General features: G+C 62.7%; 15 protein-coding genes and 1 pseudogene. 10 read left to right on the top strand and 6 right to left on the bottom strand.

The annotated features are described in order from the left end of the window. The first annotated feature begins 14 nt into the window (after positions 1-14). From GL300_RS20590 to GL300_RS20565, 6 genes are all read left to right on the top strand, one after another. On the top strand, positions 15-1391 hold the full coding sequence (locus GL300_RS20590) for an aspartate aminotransferase family protein (protein ID WP_155041575.1): 1377 nt from the start codon (positions 15-17) through the stop codon (positions 1389-1391). Continuing rightward, a complete protein-coding gene (locus GL300_RS20585) occupies positions 1391-2305 on the top strand; it encodes a 2-hydroxyacid dehydrogenase (RefSeq protein ID WP_155041574.1) in 915 nt (304 codons plus the stop codon). Before GL300_RS20590 ends, GL300_RS20585 begins: the two co-directional genes overlap by 1 nt. Positions 2306-2654: 349 nt before the next feature. Then, positions 2655-4268, top strand: a complete 1614-nt coding sequence (locus tag GL300_RS20580; RefSeq protein WP_155041573.1) for an ABC transporter substrate-binding protein — start codon at positions 2655-2657, stop codon at positions 4266-4268. A 56-nt stretch (positions 4269-4324) separates the two neighbouring features. After that, positions 4325-5278: an ABC transporter permease gene (locus tag GL300_RS20575; protein ID WP_155041572.1), complete on the top strand. Its 954-nt coding sequence runs from the start codon at positions 4325-4327 to the stop codon at positions 5276-5278. Then, positions 5278-6120 (top strand): ABC transporter permease, encoded by an 843-nt coding sequence (locus GL300_RS20570; protein ID WP_155041571.1) that lies wholly within the window; start codon positions 5278-5280, stop codon positions 6118-6120. The genes GL300_RS20575 and GL300_RS20570 overlap by 1 nt, the downstream gene beginning before the upstream one ends. Beyond that, positions 6120-7766 (top strand): nickel ABC transporter ATP-binding protein NikE, encoded by a 1647-nt coding sequence (locus GL300_RS20565; protein WP_155041570.1) that lies wholly within the window; start codon positions 6120-6122, stop codon positions 7764-7766. Before GL300_RS20570 ends, GL300_RS20565 begins: the two co-directional genes overlap by 1 nt. Here the strand turns inward: GL300_RS20565 and GL300_RS20560 are convergent. Continuing rightward, on the bottom strand, positions 7763-8242 hold the full coding sequence (locus GL300_RS20560; RefSeq protein WP_211595263.1) for an Lrp/AsnC family transcriptional regulator: 480 nt from the start codon (positions 8240-8242) through the stop codon (positions 7763-7765). The two genes, GL300_RS20565 and GL300_RS20560, sit on opposite strands and share 4 nt — an antisense overlap. Positions 8243-8460: 218 nt before the next feature. Between GL300_RS20560 and GL300_RS20555 the strand changes: the two genes are divergently transcribed. Beyond that, positions 8461-9780: an NAD(P)/FAD-dependent oxidoreductase gene (locus tag GL300_RS20555; protein ID WP_155041569.1), complete on the top strand. Its 1320-nt coding sequence runs from the start codon at positions 8461-8463 to the stop codon at positions 9778-9780. Between the two features lie 35 nt (positions 9781-9815). Here GL300_RS20555 and GL300_RS20550 read toward each other — a convergent pair whose 3' ends face one another. Then, positions 9816-10682 carry a GNAT family N-acetyltransferase gene (locus tag GL300_RS20550; RefSeq protein WP_211595260.1) on the bottom strand — a complete coding sequence of 289 codons (867 nt, stop codon included), beginning with the start codon at positions 10680-10682 and terminating at the stop codon, positions 9816-9818. Between the two features lie 174 nt (positions 10683-10856). After that, entirely contained in the window at positions 10857-11306 is a 450-nt protein-coding gene (locus tag GL300_RS20545) for a GMC family oxidoreductase (protein ID WP_343043148.1), read from the bottom strand. Between GL300_RS20545 and GL300_RS26435 the strand changes: the two genes are divergently transcribed. Further along, positions 11307-11969 carry a LysR family transcriptional regulator gene (locus GL300_RS26435; RefSeq protein WP_155041567.1) on the top strand — a complete coding sequence of 221 codons (663 nt, stop codon included), beginning with the start codon at positions 11307-11309 and terminating at the stop codon, positions 11967-11969. 259 nt (positions 11970-12228) lie between these two features. Here the strand turns inward: GL300_RS26435 and GL300_RS20535 are convergent, their stop codons facing one another. The 3 genes and pseudogenes from GL300_RS20535 to GL300_RS20525 all read right to left on the bottom strand — a co-directional run bounded on the left by GL300_RS20535 (position 12229) and on the right by GL300_RS20525 (position 16045). Then, a complete protein-coding gene (locus GL300_RS20535; RefSeq protein WP_155041566.1) occupies positions 12229-13248 on the bottom strand; it encodes a nucleotidyltransferase family protein in 1020 nt (339 codons plus the stop codon). Between the two features lie 742 nt (positions 13249-13990). Beyond that, a pseudogene (locus GL300_RS20530) lies at positions 13991-15173 on the bottom strand (IS3 family transposase); the annotation flags it as partial. Positions 15174-15370: 197 nt separating this feature from the next. Next, complete coding sequence (locus tag GL300_RS20525; RefSeq protein WP_155041565.1) at positions 15371-16045, bottom strand: hypothetical protein; 675 nt, start codon at positions 16043-16045, stop codon at positions 15371-15373. A gap of 471 nt (positions 16046-16516) precedes the next feature. Between GL300_RS20525 and GL300_RS20520 the strand changes: the two genes are divergently transcribed. Both GL300_RS20520 and GL300_RS20515 read left to right on the top strand, forming a co-directional pair. Next, entirely contained in the window at positions 16517-17821 is a 1305-nt protein-coding gene (locus tag GL300_RS20520) for an AAA family ATPase (RefSeq protein WP_155041564.1), read from the top strand. Further along, positions 17818-18915 (top strand): ParB/RepB/Spo0J family partition protein, encoded by a 1098-nt coding sequence (locus GL300_RS20515; protein ID WP_155041563.1) that lies wholly within the window; start codon positions 17818-17820, stop codon positions 18913-18915. The genes GL300_RS20520 and GL300_RS20515 overlap by 4 nt, the downstream gene beginning before the upstream one ends. The last annotated feature ends 690 nt before the right edge of the window (positions 18916-19605 follow it).

The following is a 19605-nucleotide window of genomic DNA, read 5'->3' as shown; positions in this document are numbered from 1 at the left end:
CAGGAGATAAACCCATGCTCAGCAATTCCCTGATCGAACAGGACCGGGCGCATCTGGTCCATCCCGTCGCCTCGTGGCGCGGTCATGAAGCCACCGGCGTGCGCCTGCTGAAATCAGCCAAGGGCGCGACGGTGACCGACGCAACCGGGCACCAGCTTCTGGACGGTTTCGCGGGCCTTTGGTGCGTGAATGCCGGCTATGGCCAGGAATCGGTGATCGAGGCCGCGACGAAGCAATTGCGCGAACTGCCCTATGCCACCGGCTATTTCAGCCTTGGTTCGGAGCCAGCCGCCCGCCTTGCCGCGCGGCTGGCCGATCATGCGCCGGGCGATCTGAACCATGTCTATTTCACGCTGGGTGGCTCGGACGCGGTGGACAGCACCGTGCGTTTCGCCCGCTATTACTGGAACGCGCGCGGGCTGCCGCAGAAGGATCAGTTCATCTCGGTCCAGCAGGGTTATCACGGGTCCAGCACGGTGGGCGCGGGACTGACGGCGCTACCCGCCTTCCATGCAGGTTTCAGCCTGCCGCTGGACTGGCAGCACAAGATTTCCTCGCATTACGCTTATCGCAACCCGGTGGGGAATGATCCGCAGGCGATCATCGCGACCTCGGTCGCGGAACTGCGCGCCAAGATCGACCAGATCGGCGGCCCCGAGCGTGTCGCGGCCTTCTATGTCGAGCCGATTCAGGGTTCGGGTGGGGTTCTGGTTCCGCCCAAGGGCTGGATCGCAGCAATGCGGGCGGTCTGCACCGAGTTGGACATCCTGTTCATCGCCGATGAGGTCATCACCGGCTTTGGCCGCACTGGCCCGCTTTTTGCCTGCGAGGAAGAGGGCATCGTTCCCGACATGATGACCACGGCCAAGGGGCTGACCTCGGGCTATGTGCCGATGGGTGCGGTGTTCCTGTCGGATCATGTCTATGACACCATCGCCGATGGCGCGGGCGCTGCGGCAGTGGGCCACGGCTACACTTACTCGGCCCACCCGGTCAGTGCCGCCGTCGGCCTTGCCGTGCTGGACCTGTACGAGGACGGGCTGCTGGAAAATGGCCGCCGAATGGGGGCACGGCTGCTGGCCGGGCTGCAGGGCCTGTCCGATCACCCGCTGGTCGGCGATGTGCGCGGGCGCGGAATGCTGGCCGCGATCGAGCTGGTCACCGACAAGCAGTTGAAGACCCCGCTGCCAGCGGTGGCCCAGCCCTCGACCCGGATCTTTGACCGGGCATGGCAGAACGGGCTGGTCCTGCGCGCCTTTGCCCAAGGCGTGATCGGCTATGCCCCGCCCTTATGCTGCACTGAAGCCGAGATCGACCAGATCGTCGAACGCACCCGGCAGACGCTGGACCAGACGCTGGACGATCCCGATATTCGTGCGGCGATGCGCTGATGGCGGTTCTGTTCTTGTCCACGCCCGCGCGGGCCGAGGTGTTCCGCGCGGCCTTTGCCGAAGCCCTGCCCGATGTGGATTTCCATGTCGGACAGGCCCCGGACAAGTTGGCGGTGCGCTGGCTGGTGACATGGACCGCGCCGCCGGATCTGGCGCAGACCTATCCGAACCTGCGGCTGATCTTCTCCATCGGCGCGGGGGTGGACCAGTTCGACCAAAGCCAGATCCCCGCGCATATCGGCATCGTGCGCATGCTGGAACCGGGCATTGCAGCGCAGATGGGCGAATATGCCACGCTTGCGACGCTGGCTTTGCATCGCGACCTGCCCGCCTATCTGGCGCGGCAGGCACAGGGCGAATGGCAGGCGGGCGAGAACCTGCCCGCCCCACAGCGCCGGGTCGGGGTGATGGGGCTGGGCCAGCTGGGCCTGACGGTGATCGACCGGCTGCGGCCCTTTGGCTTTGACCTCGCGGGCTACAGCCGCACGGCCAAGTCGGTCGAGGGCGTCACCTGTTTCACCGATCTGAACGCCTTTCTGGCGCGGACCGATCTGCTGATCTGCCTGTTGCCGCTGACGGCGGATACGCAGGGCATCCTGAACGCCGAACTGTTCGCCCGGCTTCCGCATGGCGCACGGCTGGTTCATGTCGGCCGGGGCGGGCATCTGGTGACGCAGGACCTGCTGGCGGCGCTGGATTCGGGCCAGATTGCGGCAGCGATGCTGGACGTGACCGAACCCGAGCCGCTGCCCGCCGAACATCCCCTGTGGCGGCACCCCGCCGTCATCGTGACCCCGCATATCGCCAGCCAAACCAGTGCCGCCGAGGGCGCGGCCCATGTCATCGCCGGCATCCGAGCCGATCTGGCGGGCACAAGCGTGCCGGGCCAGATCGACCGGCAGCGGGGCTATTGACGGCATTCCGCCGCCCGCTGCCAGTTCAGCATAATATGCTGCGGTAGCCACGATTTCGACGCATCCCAAGCGCCGTTTCGTTTCATTCTGCCCCTTAGCGGTCAAGGCTGACCAAGGCCAATGATCAACCCCGGCGCAAGATCGGGGCAAGAAAATCCGGCAGATCATGCTGCCAACAGGGAATACCCCGTCGCCGCACAAATGTTTGCGGATCGGGGAAGAGACGATCCTTGAACCAGCATGTCCTGCCCAGTTCCGGCGGATCGGTCCTGTCGCCTGCGACGGATCGGCCATATGCCCCGCAAGGGCGTTCCATCCGCGCCAGACGGCGCAAGAACAGGGAAGAACGATGAGCAATACCGGCATTACCAACTGGTCCCGTTCGGACGATGCGATGGTCGAAGACGCCATGCGCCGTGGCGCCTCGCGGCGCGATCTTCTGCGCATGTTCATGGCGGGCGGGATCGGCCTTGCCGTCGGCGGCGGCATTCTGGGCCGCGCCAGCGCCGCGCTGGCCGCGACCCCGGTCCGCGGCGGCCATCTGATCGGGGCCAGCTGGTCCTCGTCCACCGCCGATACGCTGGACCCGGCCAAGGCCTCGCAGGCAACCGATTACGTGCGTTGCTGCGCGCTGTACAACCGCCTGACCTTCCTCAACGGCAAGGGCGAGGTCCAGATGGAACTGGCCGACAGCGTCGAGTCGAGCGACGCCAAGGTCTGGACCATCAAGCTGAAGAAGGGCGTGACCTTCCATGACGGCAAGACCCTGACTGCTGATGACGTGGTCTATTCGCTGAACCGCCATCTGGACGAAAGCGTCGGCTCCAAGGTCAATGCCATGGCCAAGCAGATGACCGAGATCAAGGCCATCGACCCGACCACCGTGCAGATCACGCTGACCGCGCCGAATGCCGATATTCCCAGCATCCTCGCCATGCACCATTTCATGATCGTGGCCGACGGCACCACCGATTTCAGCAAGGGCAACGGCACCGGCTCCTTCGCGCTGGAAAGCTTTGAGCCGGGCGTGAAATCGCTGATGAAGCGCAATGAGAATTACTTCAAGTCCGGCGGTGCCAATGTCGACAGCTTCGAATATTTCGCCATTCCCGACGATACCGCGCGGGTCAATGCGCTGCTGTCGGGCGATATCCATCTGGCTGCCTCGATCAAGCCGCAGGCGCTGCGCCTGATCGAAGCCGCGGGCAATATCGACGTGGTGCAGAACACCGCTGGCAACTACACCAACTTCAACATGCGGCTGGACATGGCGCCCGGCGACAAGGCGGGCTTCGCCGAGGGCATGAAATACCTGTTCGACCGCGAGCTGATCACCAAATCCATCGCCCGTGGCCGCGCGGTCATCGCCAATGACCAGCCGATCTCGCCCTCGAACCGCTTCCACAATGCCGAGCTGAAGGCCCGCGAATTCGATCCCGAACGCGCCAAGTCGCTATTCGAGAAAGCCGGGCTGCTGGGACAAAACATCCCGATCGTCGCATCCGATGCGGCCACGTCCTCGGTCGAGATGGCGACGCTGCTGCAACAGGCCGGGTCCAAGATCGGGATGAAGTTCGACATCCAGCGCGTGCCCTCGGACGGCTACTGGTCGAAATACTGGCTGAAATCGCCGGTTCATTTCGGCAATATCAACCCGCGCCCGACGCCGGACATCCTGTTCTCGTTGCTCTACACCTCGGATGCACCGTGGAACGAAAGCCAGTTCCGCTCCGAGAGGTTCGACAAGCTGGTCCATGAGGCCCGCGGAGAGCTGGACGACTCCAAGCGCAAGGAGATCTACGACGAATGTCAGGTCATCGTCTCGAACGAGGCGGCGACCGCGATCCCGGTCTGGCTGTCGGACATGGAGGCCAAGTCGAACAAGCTGCAAGGGCTTGAGACCAATCCGCTGGGCGGCCAGATGGGCTACGCCATGGCCGAATATGTCTGGCTTCAGGCCTGATCCCCGGACGGGGGCGCATCTGCCGCCCCCGTTGCTTTCGTGAAAGGTCTCCTTGGATGAATTCGCAAATCCCCAGACTTGTTCTTGGCCGGCTGGGCGTCGCCGCGATCACATTGCTGATCGTGTCGGCCGTGGTCTTTGGCGCGACCCAGATGCTGCCCGGAGACGTGGCCGAGATCCTGTTGGGTCAGGCCGCCACCCCCGAGGCCGTGGCCGGGCTGCGTCAGGCCATGCATCTGGATCAGCCCGCGCTGGTGCAGTATGCAAGCTGGCTTTGGGGTTTGGCGCAGGGCGATCTGGGGACTTCCTATGCCAACAGCATGCCGGTCGCCGACCTGATCGGCGGCAGGCTGCTGAACACGCTGCGGCTGGGGGCGGTTACTGCCGCGCTGGCCGTGCCCTTGGCGCTGACGCTGGGGATCACCAGCGCGATGTATCGCGGCACGCTTTACGACCGCATCGTCAGCACCTGCATCATCGGGGTGATCTCGGTCCCGGAATTCATGATTGCGACGCTGGCCGTGCTGATCTTTGCCGTCTGGCTGAAATGGCTGCCAGCGCTGTCCTTCGGCAATGATGTGCAAAGCATCGGTGAGATGCTGCGGATCTTTGCCATGCCGGTGATCACCCTGCTTTGCGTGATTTGCGCCCAGATGATCCGCATGACCCGCGCCGCGATGATCAGCGTTCTGGACAGCCCCTATGTCGAGATGGCGCTGCTGAAGGGCGCATCCCGTCCGCGCATGGTCTTGCGTCACGCCCTGCCCAATGCCGTCGGTCCCATCGTCAACGCGGTGGCGCTGTCACTGTCCTATCTGGTCGGGGGCGTGATCATCGTCGAGACGGTCTTCAACTATCCCGGCATTGCCCGGCTGATGGTCGATTCCGTCGCCACCCGCGACCTGCCGCTGATCCAGAGCTGCGCGATGATCTTCTGCATCGGCTATCTGGTCCTGATCACCCTTGCCGATGTGATCGCCATCCTCTCGAACCCCAGGTTGCGCAAGTAATGGCTGTTTCCTTCCCCACCCCCCGCAGGCTTGGCTATCACATCAGCTGGACCGGTATCCTTGCCGCGACCATCGTGCTGTTCTGGGCCGTCATCGCCATCATCGGCCCCTGGCTGATGCCGCATCCGCCCGGAGACATCATCGACTTCGAATATTTCGGTCCGATGACCGGCGAATTGTGGTTCGGCTCGGATTATCTGGGGCGCGACATGTTCTCGCGTATCCTGATGGGGGCGCGCTACACGGTCGGCATCTCGCTGGCGGCGGTGGTGCTGGCTTGCGCCTCGGGCGTGGTGCTGGGGATGACGGCGGCGGTCACCGGCGGCTGGTTCGACACGATCCTGTCGCGGGTGCTGGATGCGCTGAACTCGATCCCGTCCAAGCTGTTCGGGCTGGTCATGGTGGCGGCGGTCGGATCGTCCATCCCGGTGCTGATCGCGGTGCTGGCGGTGATCTACTTGCCCGGTGCCTATCGCTTTGCCCGGTCGCTGGCGGTCAATATCAACACCATGGATTTCGTCACCGTGGCCCGCGCCCGGGGCGAACGCACGCCCTATCTGATCCTGAAGGAAATCCTGCCCAACATGACCGGCCCGGTGCTGGCCGATGTCGGGCTGCGGTTCGTCTTTATTGTGCTGTTGCTGTCGGGCCTGTCCTTCCTTGGCCTTGGCGTGCAGCCGCCCAATGCCGACTGGGGCAGTCTGGTGCGCGAGAATATCGGCGGCCTGCCCTTTGCCGCGCCCGCCGTCACCATCCCCAGCCTGGCCATTGCCAGCCTGACGATCAGCGTGAACCTGCTGATCGACAACCTGCCCGTCAAGATCCGCGACCGGAGCGAATGATGCCAAACCTTGTCGAAATCCGCGATCTTCAGGTCAAGGCCACCACCGATGCCGGCAATATCATCCCGATCATCAAGGGCGTCAGCTTTGACATCGCGCCCGGCGAAATCGTCGCCCTGATCGGTGAAAGCGGCTCGGGCAAGACCACCATCGCCCTGACCCTGATGGGCCATACCCGGTCCGGCTGCGAGATCTCGGGCGGGTCGGTCAGTCTGGCCGGACGCGACGTGGTGCAGATGACCGCGCGCCAGCGTCAGGCCATGCGCGGAACCGAGGTCGCCTATGTCCCGCAAAGCGCCGCCGCCGCCTTCAATCCGGCGCTGCGTCTGATCGATCAGGTGATCGAGGTCGCCCGCATCCACCGCACCATGCCGATGCCGCAGGCCCGCGCCAAGGCGGTCGAACTGTTCCGCGCGCTGGCCTTGCCCGATCCCGAAAACATCGGCCAGCGCTATCCGCATCAGGTGTCCGGCGGGCAGTTGCAGCGGCTTTCGGCGGCGATGGCACTGATCGGCGACCCCAAGCTGGTGATCTTTGACGAACCCACCACCGCGCTGGATGTAACCACCCAGATCGAGGTGCTGCGCGCCTTTAAATCGGTGATGAAAGCGGGCGGCATGGCCGGGGTCTATGTCAGCCATGATCTGGCCGTCGTGGCCCAGATCGCCGACCGCATCGTTGTGTTGAAAGGCGGCGTGGTGCAGGAAATCGGTCCGACCGAAGCCATCCTGCATCGCCCTGCCCATCCCTATACCCGCGAGTTGCTTTCGGCATTCGAGCCGGTGGCCTATGCCCGTGCCGCTCAGCCCGAGGCGGCGGCGCGGGTGCCGATCCTTGAGGTTGCGAATGTCATCGCCGGTTATGGACCGCTTGGCCCCGACCGGATGCCGCATAAGCTGGTCCTGAAGGATGTCAGCTGCCGTCTGGCCAAGGGCAGCAATCTGGGCGTGATCGGGGAAAGCGGCTCGGGCAAATCGACGCTGGCTCGCGCCATTGCCGGGCTGCTGCCACCTGCCTCGGGCAAGGTGCTGCTGAATGGCGAATTGCTGGAACCCGCCGCCGCCGCGCGCAGCAAGGAAGACCTGCGCCGCTTGCAGATCGTGTTTCAGCTGGCCGATACCGCGCTGAACCCGGCCCGTCCCATCGGTGACATTCTGGGGCGGCCACTGACCTTCTATCACGGGCTGAAAGGCGCTGCGAAACAGGATCGCATCACCCAGTTGCTGGACATGGTGCGCCTGCCCAAGGCCATCGCCCACCGCTTGCCCGGCGAACTCTCCGGCGGGCAGAAGCAGCGGGTGAACCTTGCCCGCGCCCTGGCTGCAAACCCCGAGGTGATCCTGTGTGATGAGATCACCTCGGCGCTGGATACGGTGGTCGCAGCGGCGGTGATCGAGTTGCTGAAGGAACTTCAGCGCGAACTGGACCTGTCCTATGTCTTCATCAGCCATGACCTGTCCACCGTGCAGGCGATCTGCGACGAGGTGATGGTGATGAATGGCGGCGAGACGGTCGAGACCCTGCGCGCCGACAGCCTGCCGCATGGCGCCCGCCATCCCTATTCGCAGTTGCTGTTCGCCTCGGTGCCGCAGCTGGATACTGGCTGGCTGGACGGCGTGCCGCTGCGCGTCGCCAAGTCGGCCTAAAGCCGGAAGATGTTCTTCAACGGCAGGTGGCTTTTCACAAAGGGCGATTTCATCACGACAAAGCTGAAATACTTGTCGATGCCGATTTCGCGGTCGATCAGGCCCTCCATGATGGCCTGATATTCGGTGATGCCACCGGTCACGAATTTCAGCAGATAGTCATAGCCGCCCGAAATCAGATGGCATTCGATGCATTCCTCGACCTTCAGCAGCGCCTCTTGGAAGCGGGCGAAGTCGATCTGGCGGTGGTTCTTCAGCGTGATCTCGGTGAAGACGGTCAGGGTCGGGCCCAGCTTGGCCACGTCGATCTGCGCCGAATAGCCGGTGATGAATCCCGCCTGCTGCAGCTTCTTGACCCGCATCAGACAGGGGCTGGGCGACAGGTGGACCAGATCGGCCAGCTCGACATTGGTGATGCGCCCGTTGCGCTGCAGTTCATGCAGGATGCGGATGTCGATGCGGTCGAGTTTCAGCATGGTGCGCCTGTCTGCGAAGGGTTCAGACAGGCTACGCATAAAATTCCGCAGCCTCAAGGCGTCGCCGTAGGAAATCGTGCGCATATCCGCCATTTTTTCAGCAATTCATGGCTCTGCATGATTGCCGACTTTCAGCACAATATTCCGTCGTTGGTGGCGATGCGGCAGATGCTTTCGCCCTGTTCGCCTAGCTTTACCCGGAACAGTAGGAGTTTTTCATGCCCGCGCCCCTGATGCCGATCGAAACCGCAGCCGAGTTGCCGAAGCAGGCCGATGTCGTGGTCATCGGCGGTGGCATCGTCGGCACCTGCGCCGCCTATTACCTCGCACAGCGGGGGCTGTCGGTGGTGCTGTTGGAAAAGGGTCGGATCGGAGCCGAACAGTCCAGCCGCAACTGGGGCTGGTGCCGCCAGCAGAACCGAGATGCGCGCGAACTGCCGATCTCGACCAAAAGCCTGACGCTATGGGACCGGCTTGCCGCCGAAATCGGGCAGGATGTCGGGTTCCGCCGCTGCGGGCTGCTGTATCTGTCCAACAATGAGGCGGAGATTGCTGGTTGGGCGCGCTGGCGCGATTTCGCCCGCGGCGAGGGCGTCACCACCCATATGCTGAGCGCCGCCGAGGCCGGGGAACGCGGCGCGGCCACGGGAAAAAACTGGAAGGGCGGCGTGTTTTCGCCCTCGGACGGCATTGCCGATCCGCAGCGTGCCGCCCCCACCATCGCCTTGGGGATCGAACGTTTCGGCGGTCGGGTCGTGCAGAACTGTGCCGCGCGCGGGCTGGAGCTACTGGGCGGTGCCGTCGCTGGCGTCGTCACCGAGAAGGGCGTGATCCGCACCCGAACCGTGGTCATGGCGGGGGGCGCGTGGGCCTCGTCCTTTCTGCATCAACTGGGCCTCAGCTTTCCGCAGGCCAGCGTGCGTTCGTCGATCCTGTCGGTCGCACCGGGGGCGGCCCTGCCCGACGCGGTCCATACCAGCCATGTCTCGATCACGCGGCGCGGGGATGGCGGTCATACGCTGGCAGTGTCTGGCGCGGCGCGGGTGGATGTGACGCCACAGCAGATGCGCTATTGGTCGAAATTCCTGCCGATGTTCTTCAAGCGCCGCAAGTCGCTGGCACCGGGCGGGTTGCAGGGATGGCAATCGGGGCATGAATCGCTGTGCCGCTGGAAGCTGGACCGCCAGACGCCGATGGAACGCATGCGCATCCTCGACCCCCGGCCCGACATGGGGCAGATCAGGCTGACGCTGGCGCGCGCACGCGAGGTCTTTCCGGGGCTGGAGACGGTTCCGATGGCCGCGTCATGGGCGGGCTATATCGACAGCACTCCGGACGGTGTCCCGGCCATTGGCGAGACGCGGATCCCCGGCCTGATCCTTGCTGCCGGGTTCAGCGGCCACGGCTTTGGCATCGGTCCGGGCGCGGGTCATCTGATCGCGGATATCGTGACGGGAAGCGCCCCCATCGTCGATGCCGCGCCCTATCATCCGTCGCGGCTGGACGGCTCGGTCTGGGGTAAGGTCGCGGATTTCTGAATCGACAAGGGCGCGGTTATCCGCGCCCCTATCCCCTAGCCAAGCGCCTGATTGACAAGACCAAAGGTCCGCGCCGGCCCCACCGGCTCGGGCAACGGCTCCAGCGACATGCGCTGGACGGTGTCATAAGCCTCGATCCCCCCTGCGGTCAGGAAGTCGCGGAAGGGACCGTCCGTTTCGCGGGTGTCGACGCGCATGAACTGGCCCTGATGCGCGGCGATGAACGGCCCGCACAGCGCCATTGCATCTGCCTCGTTTTCCGCGACGATGGGTCCGATCACCCAGCCGCGCCCGAACTGACGCAGCAGCGCAAAGCCCACGATCTGGCCGTCCCGCTCGATCACCATCCCCTGCGAGACCGCCAGCAGCGCCGCCATCACCTCGGGGCGCGCCACACCCATCGCGTCGGTGTCGAGCCGCAGCACCGCCGCACGATCCGCATCGCGCATGGGTCGGGCGGTGGCCGGAAATTCGGGAACCGAGGTCACCACGCCATTCATCTGATGCACCGCCGCCAGCGTCTTGAACCCCAGCGAGACATACAGCCGGAACGCCTCCTTGGTGGCATTCAGCACGCGGGCGCGGCCTTGCGTCTCGGCCAGAACGCGGCGCATCAACCAACCGCCCGCGCCGTTTTCCTGCAACCGAGGCGAGGTGATGACCATCCCGATCGAGGCCACGCTGTCCGAGAACGGGAACCACATGGCCGAGCCAAAGACCCGCCCGATCTGATCCCGCGCCACCCAGCCATGGCCCAGCCCGATCACCATGGCCCAGTCGTCGGCACGATGCGGCCAACTGACCGCCACCGACAATTCGTGCAGCCGGGGGATGTCTTCAACCGTCATCGGCTCAAGGCTCAGCTCGTATCCGGCGATGTCGATGGTTTCCGCAATGTCCAAGGTCTGCTCCTGCCCGGTTGCCGCCTTATTTCCATACTAGAGGAGGGCGGAAAGGCTAACCTAGCGGAAATGAGCGGGAAAACAGCATTTCCTGCTAAATAGCCGCAGCGAGGATGGGCTTGGAATGCTTCGATGCGGCCCGGGTCAGCCCAACGTGCCGACAAACGAATAGGGTTACAGGTCACCGGCGGAAATGGGGCGGTCCTGACCCTTGAGCGCCGTGGCCAGATTTCGGCAAGCGCGCAGGGTCAGTGCCATCACGGTCAGCGTCGTTCCGCTTACGCCACTGCTGCAGAAGGCACTGGCATCCGACACGACCAGATTGGGTGCGTCCCAGCATTGGTTCCACTTGTTCAGAACCGATCGCTTCGGATCATCCCCCATTCTTGCGCCACCGCTTTCGTGAATGGCGGCCCCCATCAGCACCGAGCGGTGGAATGAGCGGCGAAACAGCGCGCGGCTGAACGGATCAGCATCGGGATAGGCCCCGCGACCAAACTCCTCCAACCCAAGGGGCGAGCCGACAAAGTCGATCTCGCCGTCGACGGCCTTGATCATCTGCTTGAAGCCCTCGCTTTGCGCCTTCATCACCTGATGATCCTCGCCCCGAGGGCGGCAGTCGATATGCGGAACGCTGATACCCCAGGCATCGCGACGTCCAAAAGCGTGCGCAGGATCGAGGACGATCTGGGCGCAAGGTTGCTCAATCGCGGCCCGAATGGCACGCAGCTGACCCTGTTCGGCCAGATGTTGCTGGGCTATGCGCAGTTGATCCTGGAGCTGGCCGACGAGGCCGTGAACGAGATCGACGCCCTGCGCGGCGCCCGCCGCGGCGTTCTGCGGATCGGAGCCCTGCCGATCGCCTTACAGCAGTTGCTGCCTGACGCGCTGATCCGTTTCAATCGCAAGGCCCCCGACATCTCGATCGTCGTGCATGAGGGCATCAACGAGAACCTGCTGCCACAGCTTTACAACGGTCGTCTGGACATCCTGTTCACCCTCAAACCGTCCGAGCCGCAAAGCGATGATTTCGAATGGCGCAGCGTCCTGGTCGAGCCGGTGCGGATCGTCTGCCGTCGCGACCATCCCCTGGCCAGGCTTGAACGGGTCGCGCTGGCGGATCTGCCCGCCTATCCGTGGCTCCTGCCCCCGATGCCCGAACCGGACCGGCTGACGCTGGATCAGATATTCCGCAAGGCCGGGTTACCGCGCGCGAAAGTGGCGATGGAGACGACCTCGATCACCTTCCTGAAATCCACGCTCGCCCGGACCGATTATCTTAGCTAGCTGACCCGCCCGAGCGTCGAGCAGGATGCCGCTGACCTTGTCGCGCTGATGGTCGATGAACTTGCCTTCCAGCGTGACATTCACGCGGTCTTTCGCCGCAAGGGCGTGGTTCGTCCATCCGTGATGGGCTTGCTGCGCGAGATCGAACAACGGGGCTGAGGTTCTGTTAACGCGTCACTGTGGCCGCGTTAACCTGTCCGCGATCCGGGATGACACGCCCATTCGCCATAAGTTTCAATATCCCCTGCCCCGCGTCACATCATCCCAAAGCCCGCAAGGTCGCGGCAGTCGCGGGCAGTCTGGCCAGACTCGCGTCTAGCCTTTCGCGCCAGCGTGGACCCCGTGACAGAGCATCCTCATAGGCTTCGTGAAGGTCGTCGGGCCGGTCCTCGGCAAGCACTTCGATCAGAAATGCCGCCTGGCCGCGGTCCTTGCGCGACTTGGCTTGATCGGGACCGCCGTGGCGACGATCGGCGACGATCAGCTTGTGGATCGCGAAACGTTCGGGCCGCGGGATCTGCAGCAGCACGCCCGACCGATAAAGCGCCACTGCCGGGATCGGCTCGGCAATCAAGAAATTCAAGTAGTTGAGGGCCTGCGCACTGACCCCCAACGCCGGCAAAGGCTTGACCCGCTCGTCGCCAAAGGCGGGCGTGAGAAACTCGACCATTGCCTCGCCGCGGTTCTGCCGCCATTTCCAGACCTGCCGATCCTGTACGCCCGGCACCGGATCGAACTTCAGTGCCTGCAGAATATCGCCCGGATTTTCCTCAACCGTGTCCCCCAAGGCAACCGAGAGCCGCTCGAAACTGGCGAAATCGATATCGCCCGTCTGCGCCAGTTCTTCCGAGTCGAAGCGGACGCCCAACTCGCCCTGATAGAGAGCATAGGCCGCCGTGCCGACAAGCGTGCCACCAAGGCGAAAGACGCCCGCGCGGGCAAAGGCCAGAAGCAGCGAGCCAGTATTCCGGTCAGTGGCAATGAACCCCTCGGCGCGCAGGACGCGGGCAAGTCGCGCCATCGTTTTTCGGCGCGGCTCGGCCGCGGCCTTCAACTCGGTGGCGCGGGTCAGGCGGGCCCGCAACTCGGGGGTGTCCTCGCCCAGATAGCGGCTTTTCATCTCGGTGCCGATGCGGAATTTATCGTACAGGTAAGTGCGCCCATTCCGCGCACGTTCCTCGATGCTGCCGATCAGCTCCGAGGCGGTCTCATCCAGATGAAGACGCAGCAGGTCCTGATAGGCCACCTGCGCGGCACGGGAATGGGAAGTGATGGTCATCGAAGCACCTCGGTGTGTGCATCAAATATATCTATGCTGCACACGATCGCAAGTGTGCAGCCAAAAATATTTTGATGCACACATCAAAGCCCAACCCGAGCGGTAGCGCCGGGCTGCCTTGATTTGAATCCAAACTAAAGGCGGTGCATCGCGCGCTGGCTTCATGTCCCAAGCTGATCGTCTAGACAAATTGGCCCTGGCGCACAGATCCTGAACTTCTAACGCGGCGGCGGCAGCGTGGTGACCTGTCTGATGTCCTCTCTTGCGGGATGCAGTACATCTGAGATGAGAGCGGAATAGTGCACCTGAACGAATTCGCTGACCGCGCCGGCATGACAACCGCTTTCCGCTGTGATGCATCATTGTATTCGGTCACTGATGATCGCAGCCCAGTCCCCAGTGGGAAAAAGGGTTTGCTGGTTTCGGCCCCTGCTCAAGTGCGATCCGTCTAACCCCTACAACCCGCCGCTCCTATCCGCCGCTGCCAGCTCGCCCCGACCGCGCGTCGTCTGTTATCACGCCGGCAATCTGCGCCTGCGAGTTGACGCAATCGGCGGCCGCAGGAATCGCGGTGGCCCAAATGCTGTGCCCCCCGACGCTCATCCAGCCGAAACCAGAGCCGACAGGTGACAATTGTCCGCTAGCGCAGAGGGAGCAATGGGCGATCGGCGGAACGTTTCCATTTCGTGGAGCCGACCGCCCATTGCGGTGAGTTGGGCGGCAAAGGGTCGACGCACTGCGTCGACGGGGTTTGGTAGCCGAAGGCGGAGTGGGGCCGGTTCGTGTTGTAATCGTCCATCCATTCGGCGACGACGCTTCGGGCATGATCGAGGCCGAAGAACAGCGTCTCGTGCAACAGTTCGTCCCGCATCTTCGAATTGAACGTCTCGCAGATGCCGTGTCTCGCATTGGCTTTCCGGGCGCGATAAAGTGCCAGAGCACGCCGGTCCCCTCGCACCAAGCAAGCATCGCATTCGAGGTGAATTCGGTGCCGTCGCCATTGTCGCTCGGACCAATGGCGCTCCAATGGCAACTCGCTGACAATCAGGCCCGGTTTGCCGCGCCGGGTGAACAGCACCGTCAGTTCCCGCGCGACGCGGCGGCCCGAGATCGAAGTGTTGACCACGGCGGCGAGACAGTCCTTCGTCACGTCGTCGATCACGTTGAATATCCGGAACCGACGACCTTGGGCGAACTGGTCGTGGACGAAATCGACCGACCAGCGCGCGTTTGGCAAGGCCACCGTCAGCGGTGGTGCCCGCATCCCGGTCGCCTTCTTCCGGCCCCGCCGTTTGCGCACTGAAAGGTCCTCTTCGCGATAGAGCCGTTGCGTTTTCTTGCGGTTCACGAGATGGCCCTCCCGCCTGAGCAGATGGTGCAGCCACCGCTAGCCGAACCGGCTGGCGTTCGGATGCCAGCGCTCGCAGACGCTCGCGCAGATCGTGATCGTCGGGACGCCGGCTGCGGTAGTGGACCGTGGTCCTGTCTGTGCCGATCACGGCACACGCCGTTGCTCGCTACAAACGGTCCCCGGACCGTTTGCTTGACGCTCCAACGTCGCTCATCTCGTGGCCCTCCACAAGGATTGCGACGGCCTCGCGCCTGGCGGCGGGCGTCACCACTTTCGCGACAGCAGATCCTGCAACGCAGCCTGGTCGAGCAGGGATTCCGCCAATAGCCGCTTCAGCCGGGCGTGCTCGTCCTCGAGTTCTTTCAGACGTTTGACGTCCGAGACCTCCATGCCGCCATATTTGGCCTTCCACACGTAAAACGTCGATTCCGCCATGCCGTCCGGCGCTAAAAACAGTCCCCCGGACTGTTTGCTATACGCTTGGACTGCGGCACAGATCACCGGTCTTGGTACCGGCCTCCTGTTCGCGCAGGATACCGATGATCTGCTCATCGCTGAATTTGGTTCGCTTCATATCCGGTCCTTTTCAATGGGCCGGACTCTAGCAGCAGATGGACGAGTTATAGGGGGTCACAGCAGCTCTGGTGCCACCGCGCAGAAGCTTCAGTTCAAAATATTCGGTGCGCGGCATGCACGGACTTATTGCTCCTCCCCTGCCGAGAGGAGTACTAAATGGCCGTCTGGGACCATGTAGCTAGATCCCCCCGGGTATCACGCTATCTCGATCCGCACATGCTCGACCTCCGCATCGCTGCGCCGTACCGCGATGAGCAGGCGGCCCATCAAATGGCTGCGGACATAGTTCGCGTGAAAGCGGCTGGGCGCAATCAGCGTCAGGCAGCCCTGCTCTATCCCGCCATCCGCCAGCGCCCGAAACCAACTGTCGCAAAGTCCCTGATCCTCATCCGCCAGACGCCGGCATGCCTCGCCCCAAACTCCCTTCGTCGTGGGCGCGACAGAGCGTGGAAACGGAATAACCTGCGAGACTGGCTCGGCTGCCGGGCCCCCCACCCTGCTCACGAAATCTTCGCCGATATTGGCCCATTCCCGTCGGGTATCCAGCATGATCCGCTCAAGGTTCAACCCCAGGACCGATACACGGCCCCGCGCACCCTGGCGTTTGACCTCGACCCAGCCCAGATCGCGCAGCTTGGCCATGTCGCGCTTGACCGTCCGCGCGTCGACACACCACAGCCGGGCGATCTCGCGCTGGCCGATGGTCAGCTCATCATGCTGCCAATTGTAGCGGGCCGTGATCAAAGCCATCAGGCGCAACACCAGCCGTTGCCGGTGCTGGTCTCCGGCCAGCGCATGCGCCATCATCGCCGAGAGAAGGTCATATTTCTTCGACGCCGCCTCTCGACCGACGGCCCTGATCGTTTGCATCACTGCCCTGCCCGCCGGAGGATATCCGGTCGCTTTCAATGGCCGCCTTTAGGGCGGTTCTGTCCTGATAAGCGTCTGTGTCGATCGTGCCGTTTAGGGCAAACACAACGCTTTTCGATTTCTTCACTGAATTTGCGTCCGGCCGATTGATTCTGTCAAGCGCCTTGGACCGAGATAGTCGGATCGAACCCAAAACTAAGTTTAAGAACGGTATCATTGGTATAGGGGGGCATCCTGGGTGTCCCTAAATGCGCCACAGATGTCCCTCATTCGCCAATGTTGCTCAGATACCTGTCCCTCATTCCCTCTGGCGGCTGTGCCGCGAGACGCAACGTCCGGCGCGGCGATTCGCCCAAGGAAAGCAGGCATTGATGAAATCCCGTTTCGATTGAACTTCTCTTTTGCCTAAAGCGCAAATCCGGCGTAAAAGCGAAACGGATAGAAATTAGCGTCCTTGAGTACAGGCACAACATGTATACACACGAAGACCTTGCCCGCCTGCAGTCGCAATCTCTGAAGATGCAGGGGTGGATTCGGCGTCAGACCTTCAGCCCGGACAATGAAAAGACTCTGCGCCGCTTTTCCAGTTGGGAGGTGGCTGAGCTGATCTTCCGCATCAACCAGTCGACCTTCCGTGGCAAGCTGGCCGCCGACCCGAACCTTCCCCTCGGGGAAGTCGAGGAGGATGGTCGCCAGCGTTGGTTCTCACTCGATGAGATCAATGAGCTGCGCCGCCGCGTCCGCATCAACAAGAAGACGTTGATGCCGCCCCGTCCCGAGGGCAAGCGCGCGCTGCGCGCGGCCATCGCCAATTTCAAGGGTGGTGCGGGCAAGTCGACGGTAGCCCTGCATTTCGCCCATGCCGCGGCTCTGGACGGCTACCGCGTCCTGGTCGTCGACTTCGACCCGCAGGCGACACTCAGCCACTCCATGGGACTGTCCGATGTTGGCGAGGATCACACCGTCTGGGGCATCATGGCCCGCGATCTTGAGCGCGAGACCGAGCGCATGAATGCCGCCGCAGCCGGGGCCGAGTCGGGAACCGCCCTGCCCCAGCGTAAGTTGCCCGCCTCGATCAGCGACATGGGTCTTGGCACCTTGCGTCCCGCGGACTTCATCAAGCCGACGGCCTGGTCGACGATTGATATCGTACCCAGCTGCGCCAATGCTGCCTTCGTCGAGTTCGCCAGTGCCCAGTACCGGCATCTGAATCCCGAATGGACCTTCTTTGGCGCGGTGTCTCGTTTCCTCGACAGCCTGCCTGACGATGCTTATGATCTGATCCTGTTCGATTGCCCGCCGGCCATTGGCTATCAGTCAATGAACGCGGTCTTCGCTGCCGACATGCTCTATATCCCCTCCGGTCCCGGCTATTGGGAGTATGACTCGACCACCAGCTTCATCGGTCAGTTGGCTGAAGCGTTGGAGGATCTGTCGCATGGCTTTGAAAACTTCCCCACGGGGAAGGTTCGGCTGCCCAAGGCCTTCGCAGATGTCCGCTTCCTGATGACCCGCTTCGAGCCGTCGAACGAATTGCATACCGCAATGTTTACCGCGTTCCGGCAGGTCTTTGGCGAACGCATGGCCGAGAATCCCATCGAGTTGACGCGCGCGGTTGAGCAGTCGGGTCGCTTCCTGAGCTCGATCTATGAGATCGACTATCGTGAGATGACGCGTGGTACCTGGCGCCGGGCGCGCGCGACTTTTGATCAGGCCTATGAGGAGTTCAAATCCCATGTCATCGCTGCATGGGAGAAGGTGGAGGTCGACGCATGAGCCGCAAGCGCCGCATGTTCGATATCGAGATGCCCGACGGTGACGCCGAAATCTTCCCCGTGGGGAAGGATGAGGAGGGTGCTCGTCGCGGTCCCATGGCGTCGGCCATCGTTGAGACGGCTGAATCCACCCGCGACCGCGCCCGGATCGAAGCGCAGATCCGTCAGGAAAACGATGCGCTGGCGCAGGAGCATGTCCGCCTCAAGCGCGCCGGGCTGATCGTCGACATGATCTCGCTGGACGTGATCGATACGCGCAAGCTGATCCGCGACCGTGTGCAGGGCGCGGATTTCGAATTGGCCGAGCTGATCGAATCCATTCGCGAGATTGGACTGTCGAACCCGATCCAGGTCGAACCCGCCGTGAACGGTCGCTACGAGCTGATTCAGGGCTGGCGGCGTCTCTCGGCCTATCGGCAATTGCTGGAAGAGACCGGGGATGCCGAAAAATGGGGTCGCATCCCCGCCGGAATTGCGGCGCGCGGCGATCAGTTGGAGCAGCTTTACCGACGTATGGTCGACGAGAACATGGTTCGCAAGGACATCTCCTTTGCCGAGATGGCCCAGCTGGCGCTGCATTACGCGATGGACCCGTTGACGGCGGAAAACGACCCCGAAAAGGCGGTGGCGATCCTGTTCAAATCCGCAGGGTATCAGAAGCGCAGCTACATTCGCAGCTTCATTCCGCTGGTCGAACGGTTGGGCGATGTGCTGATGTATGTGCAGGAAATTCCGCGCGCGCTTGGCCTGGCGTTGGTGCCAAAGCTGGAGGAGGTGCCGGGGCTGGTCGCAGCGATCAAGGCCGATCTCAAGGATTGGGACACACGTTCGGTCAAGGATGAGCTAGACATTTTGCGCCGCTATGCGGGGCAGGGTGGAGAGTTGGGTGACGCGGATAAAGCGCCGCGACAGACCCCGACAGCCTTGCCCGCTGGCAAGGCAAAGACGACATTTCAGATCGCTCGCCCGCAGGGCAGCGCTAAATGCACGGCGGCAAACGGACGATTGGAAATCCGGTTGGCACGTGATTTTTCGGCGGTGGATCGGCGGCGTCTGGAGGTCGCAGTGTCAAAGCTGCTGGATCAGATTGACTGACCTTCCCCACGGGGAAGGCTTCGGCCGTTGATCGAAGCTCACGCGGCTACGGGTTCAGGTGTTTTCATGAGAGGCGATGCTACGCTCCATTAGAAGGCGGGCCGCTATCATGCGGGGTGTACGGTCCGCCGCGCTCCGCGCTGCCACTGAGTTGTGGTCGTCATGCAGAAGTGTGCGACGGTCACGGCGCCCCATCGTCTACATAAGAGAGTATACGGCTATCGGTGGTTCCCGCTGAATGAAGCAGAGAGTCATGCTTGGTGCATTATCTGTTCCCAAAATCTGATGTCCCAAGTCCGCACGGTGTCGTGATACGGGTGGATATCACATATCGTCGATAAGCGGGACTTATCGGGACTATATTGTGTGAGAAGTTAAGATCTGTGTAATCCGCAGATAATCATACGCATGCGGTGTAATTGTCAATGACGCTACAAAATCTATAGTTTCCGCATCGAGGCAACATGTTGATTTCCACCGAGACGTGATCCGGTTTTGGAGTTACCCCCTCGGGCTGGACCACGGGACTTCATCGAACTAAGCCGCCTTCTGGGCGATTAGCTTTTCGAATTCCTCGGGCGGAGGGTAGCTGAGGGCTGAATGCAGTCTTCGGGTATTGTAGACCTGCTCGATGAACACCGGCAATCGGCCGGCGACATCGGCGAAGGTTTCGTATCCGGCGAGATAGAC

It is taken from the genome of Paracoccus litorisediminis (genome assembly GCF_009711205.1).
Taxonomy (GTDB): Bacteria; Pseudomonadota; Alphaproteobacteria; order Rhodobacterales; family Rhodobacteraceae; genus Paracoccus; species Paracoccus litorisediminis.
The sequence above is the reverse complement of the archived record's forward strand: the minus strand, read 5'-3'. Positions and strand labels throughout refer to the sequence as shown.

Bases quoted from the DNA above. Each gene is read 5' to 3' on its own strand.
- GL300_RS20590 (WP_155041575.1), top strand. From the start codon at position 15: ATGCTCAGCAATTCCCTGATCGAACAGGACCGGGCGCATCTGGTCCAT.
- GL300_RS20585 (WP_155041574.1), top strand. From the start codon at position 1,391: ATGGCGGTTCTGTTCTTGTCCACGCCCGCGCGGGCCGAGGTGTTCCGC.
- GL300_RS20580 (WP_155041573.1), top strand. From the start codon at position 2,655: ATGAGCAATACCGGCATTACCAACTGGTCCCGTTCGGACGATGCGATG.
- GL300_RS20575 (WP_155041572.1), top strand. From the start codon at position 4,325: ATGAATTCGCAAATCCCCAGACTTGTTCTTGGCCGGCTGGGCGTCGCC.
- GL300_RS20570 (WP_155041571.1), top strand. From the start codon at position 5,278: ATGGCTGTTTCCTTCCCCACCCCCCGCAGGCTTGGCTATCACATCAGC.
- GL300_RS20565 (WP_155041570.1), top strand. From the start codon at position 6,120: ATGCCAAACCTTGTCGAAATCCGCGATCTTCAGGTCAAGGCCACCACC.
- GL300_RS20560 (WP_211595263.1), bottom strand. From the start codon at position 8,242: ATGCTGAAACTCGACCGCATCGACATCCGCATCCTGCATGAACTGCAG.
- GL300_RS20555 (WP_155041569.1), top strand. From the start codon at position 8,461: ATGCCCGCGCCCCTGATGCCGATCGAAACCGCAGCCGAGTTGCCGAAG.
- GL300_RS26435 (WP_155041567.1), top strand. From the start codon at position 11,307: ATGCGGAACGCTGATACCCCAGGCATCGCGACGTCCAAAAGCGTGCGC.
- GL300_RS20535 (WP_155041566.1), bottom strand. From the start codon at position 13,248: ATGACCATCACTTCCCATTCCCGTGCCGCGCAGGTGGCCTATCAGGAC.
- GL300_RS20525 (WP_155041565.1), bottom strand. From the start codon at position 16,045: ATGCAAACGATCAGGGCCGTCGGTCGAGAGGCGGCGTCGAAGAAATAT.
- GL300_RS20520 (WP_155041564.1), top strand. From the start codon at position 16,517: ATGTATACACACGAAGACCTTGCCCGCCTGCAGTCGCAATCTCTGAAG.
- GL300_RS20515 (WP_155041563.1), top strand. From the start codon at position 17,818: ATGAGCCGCAAGCGCCGCATGTTCGATATCGAGATGCCCGACGGTGAC.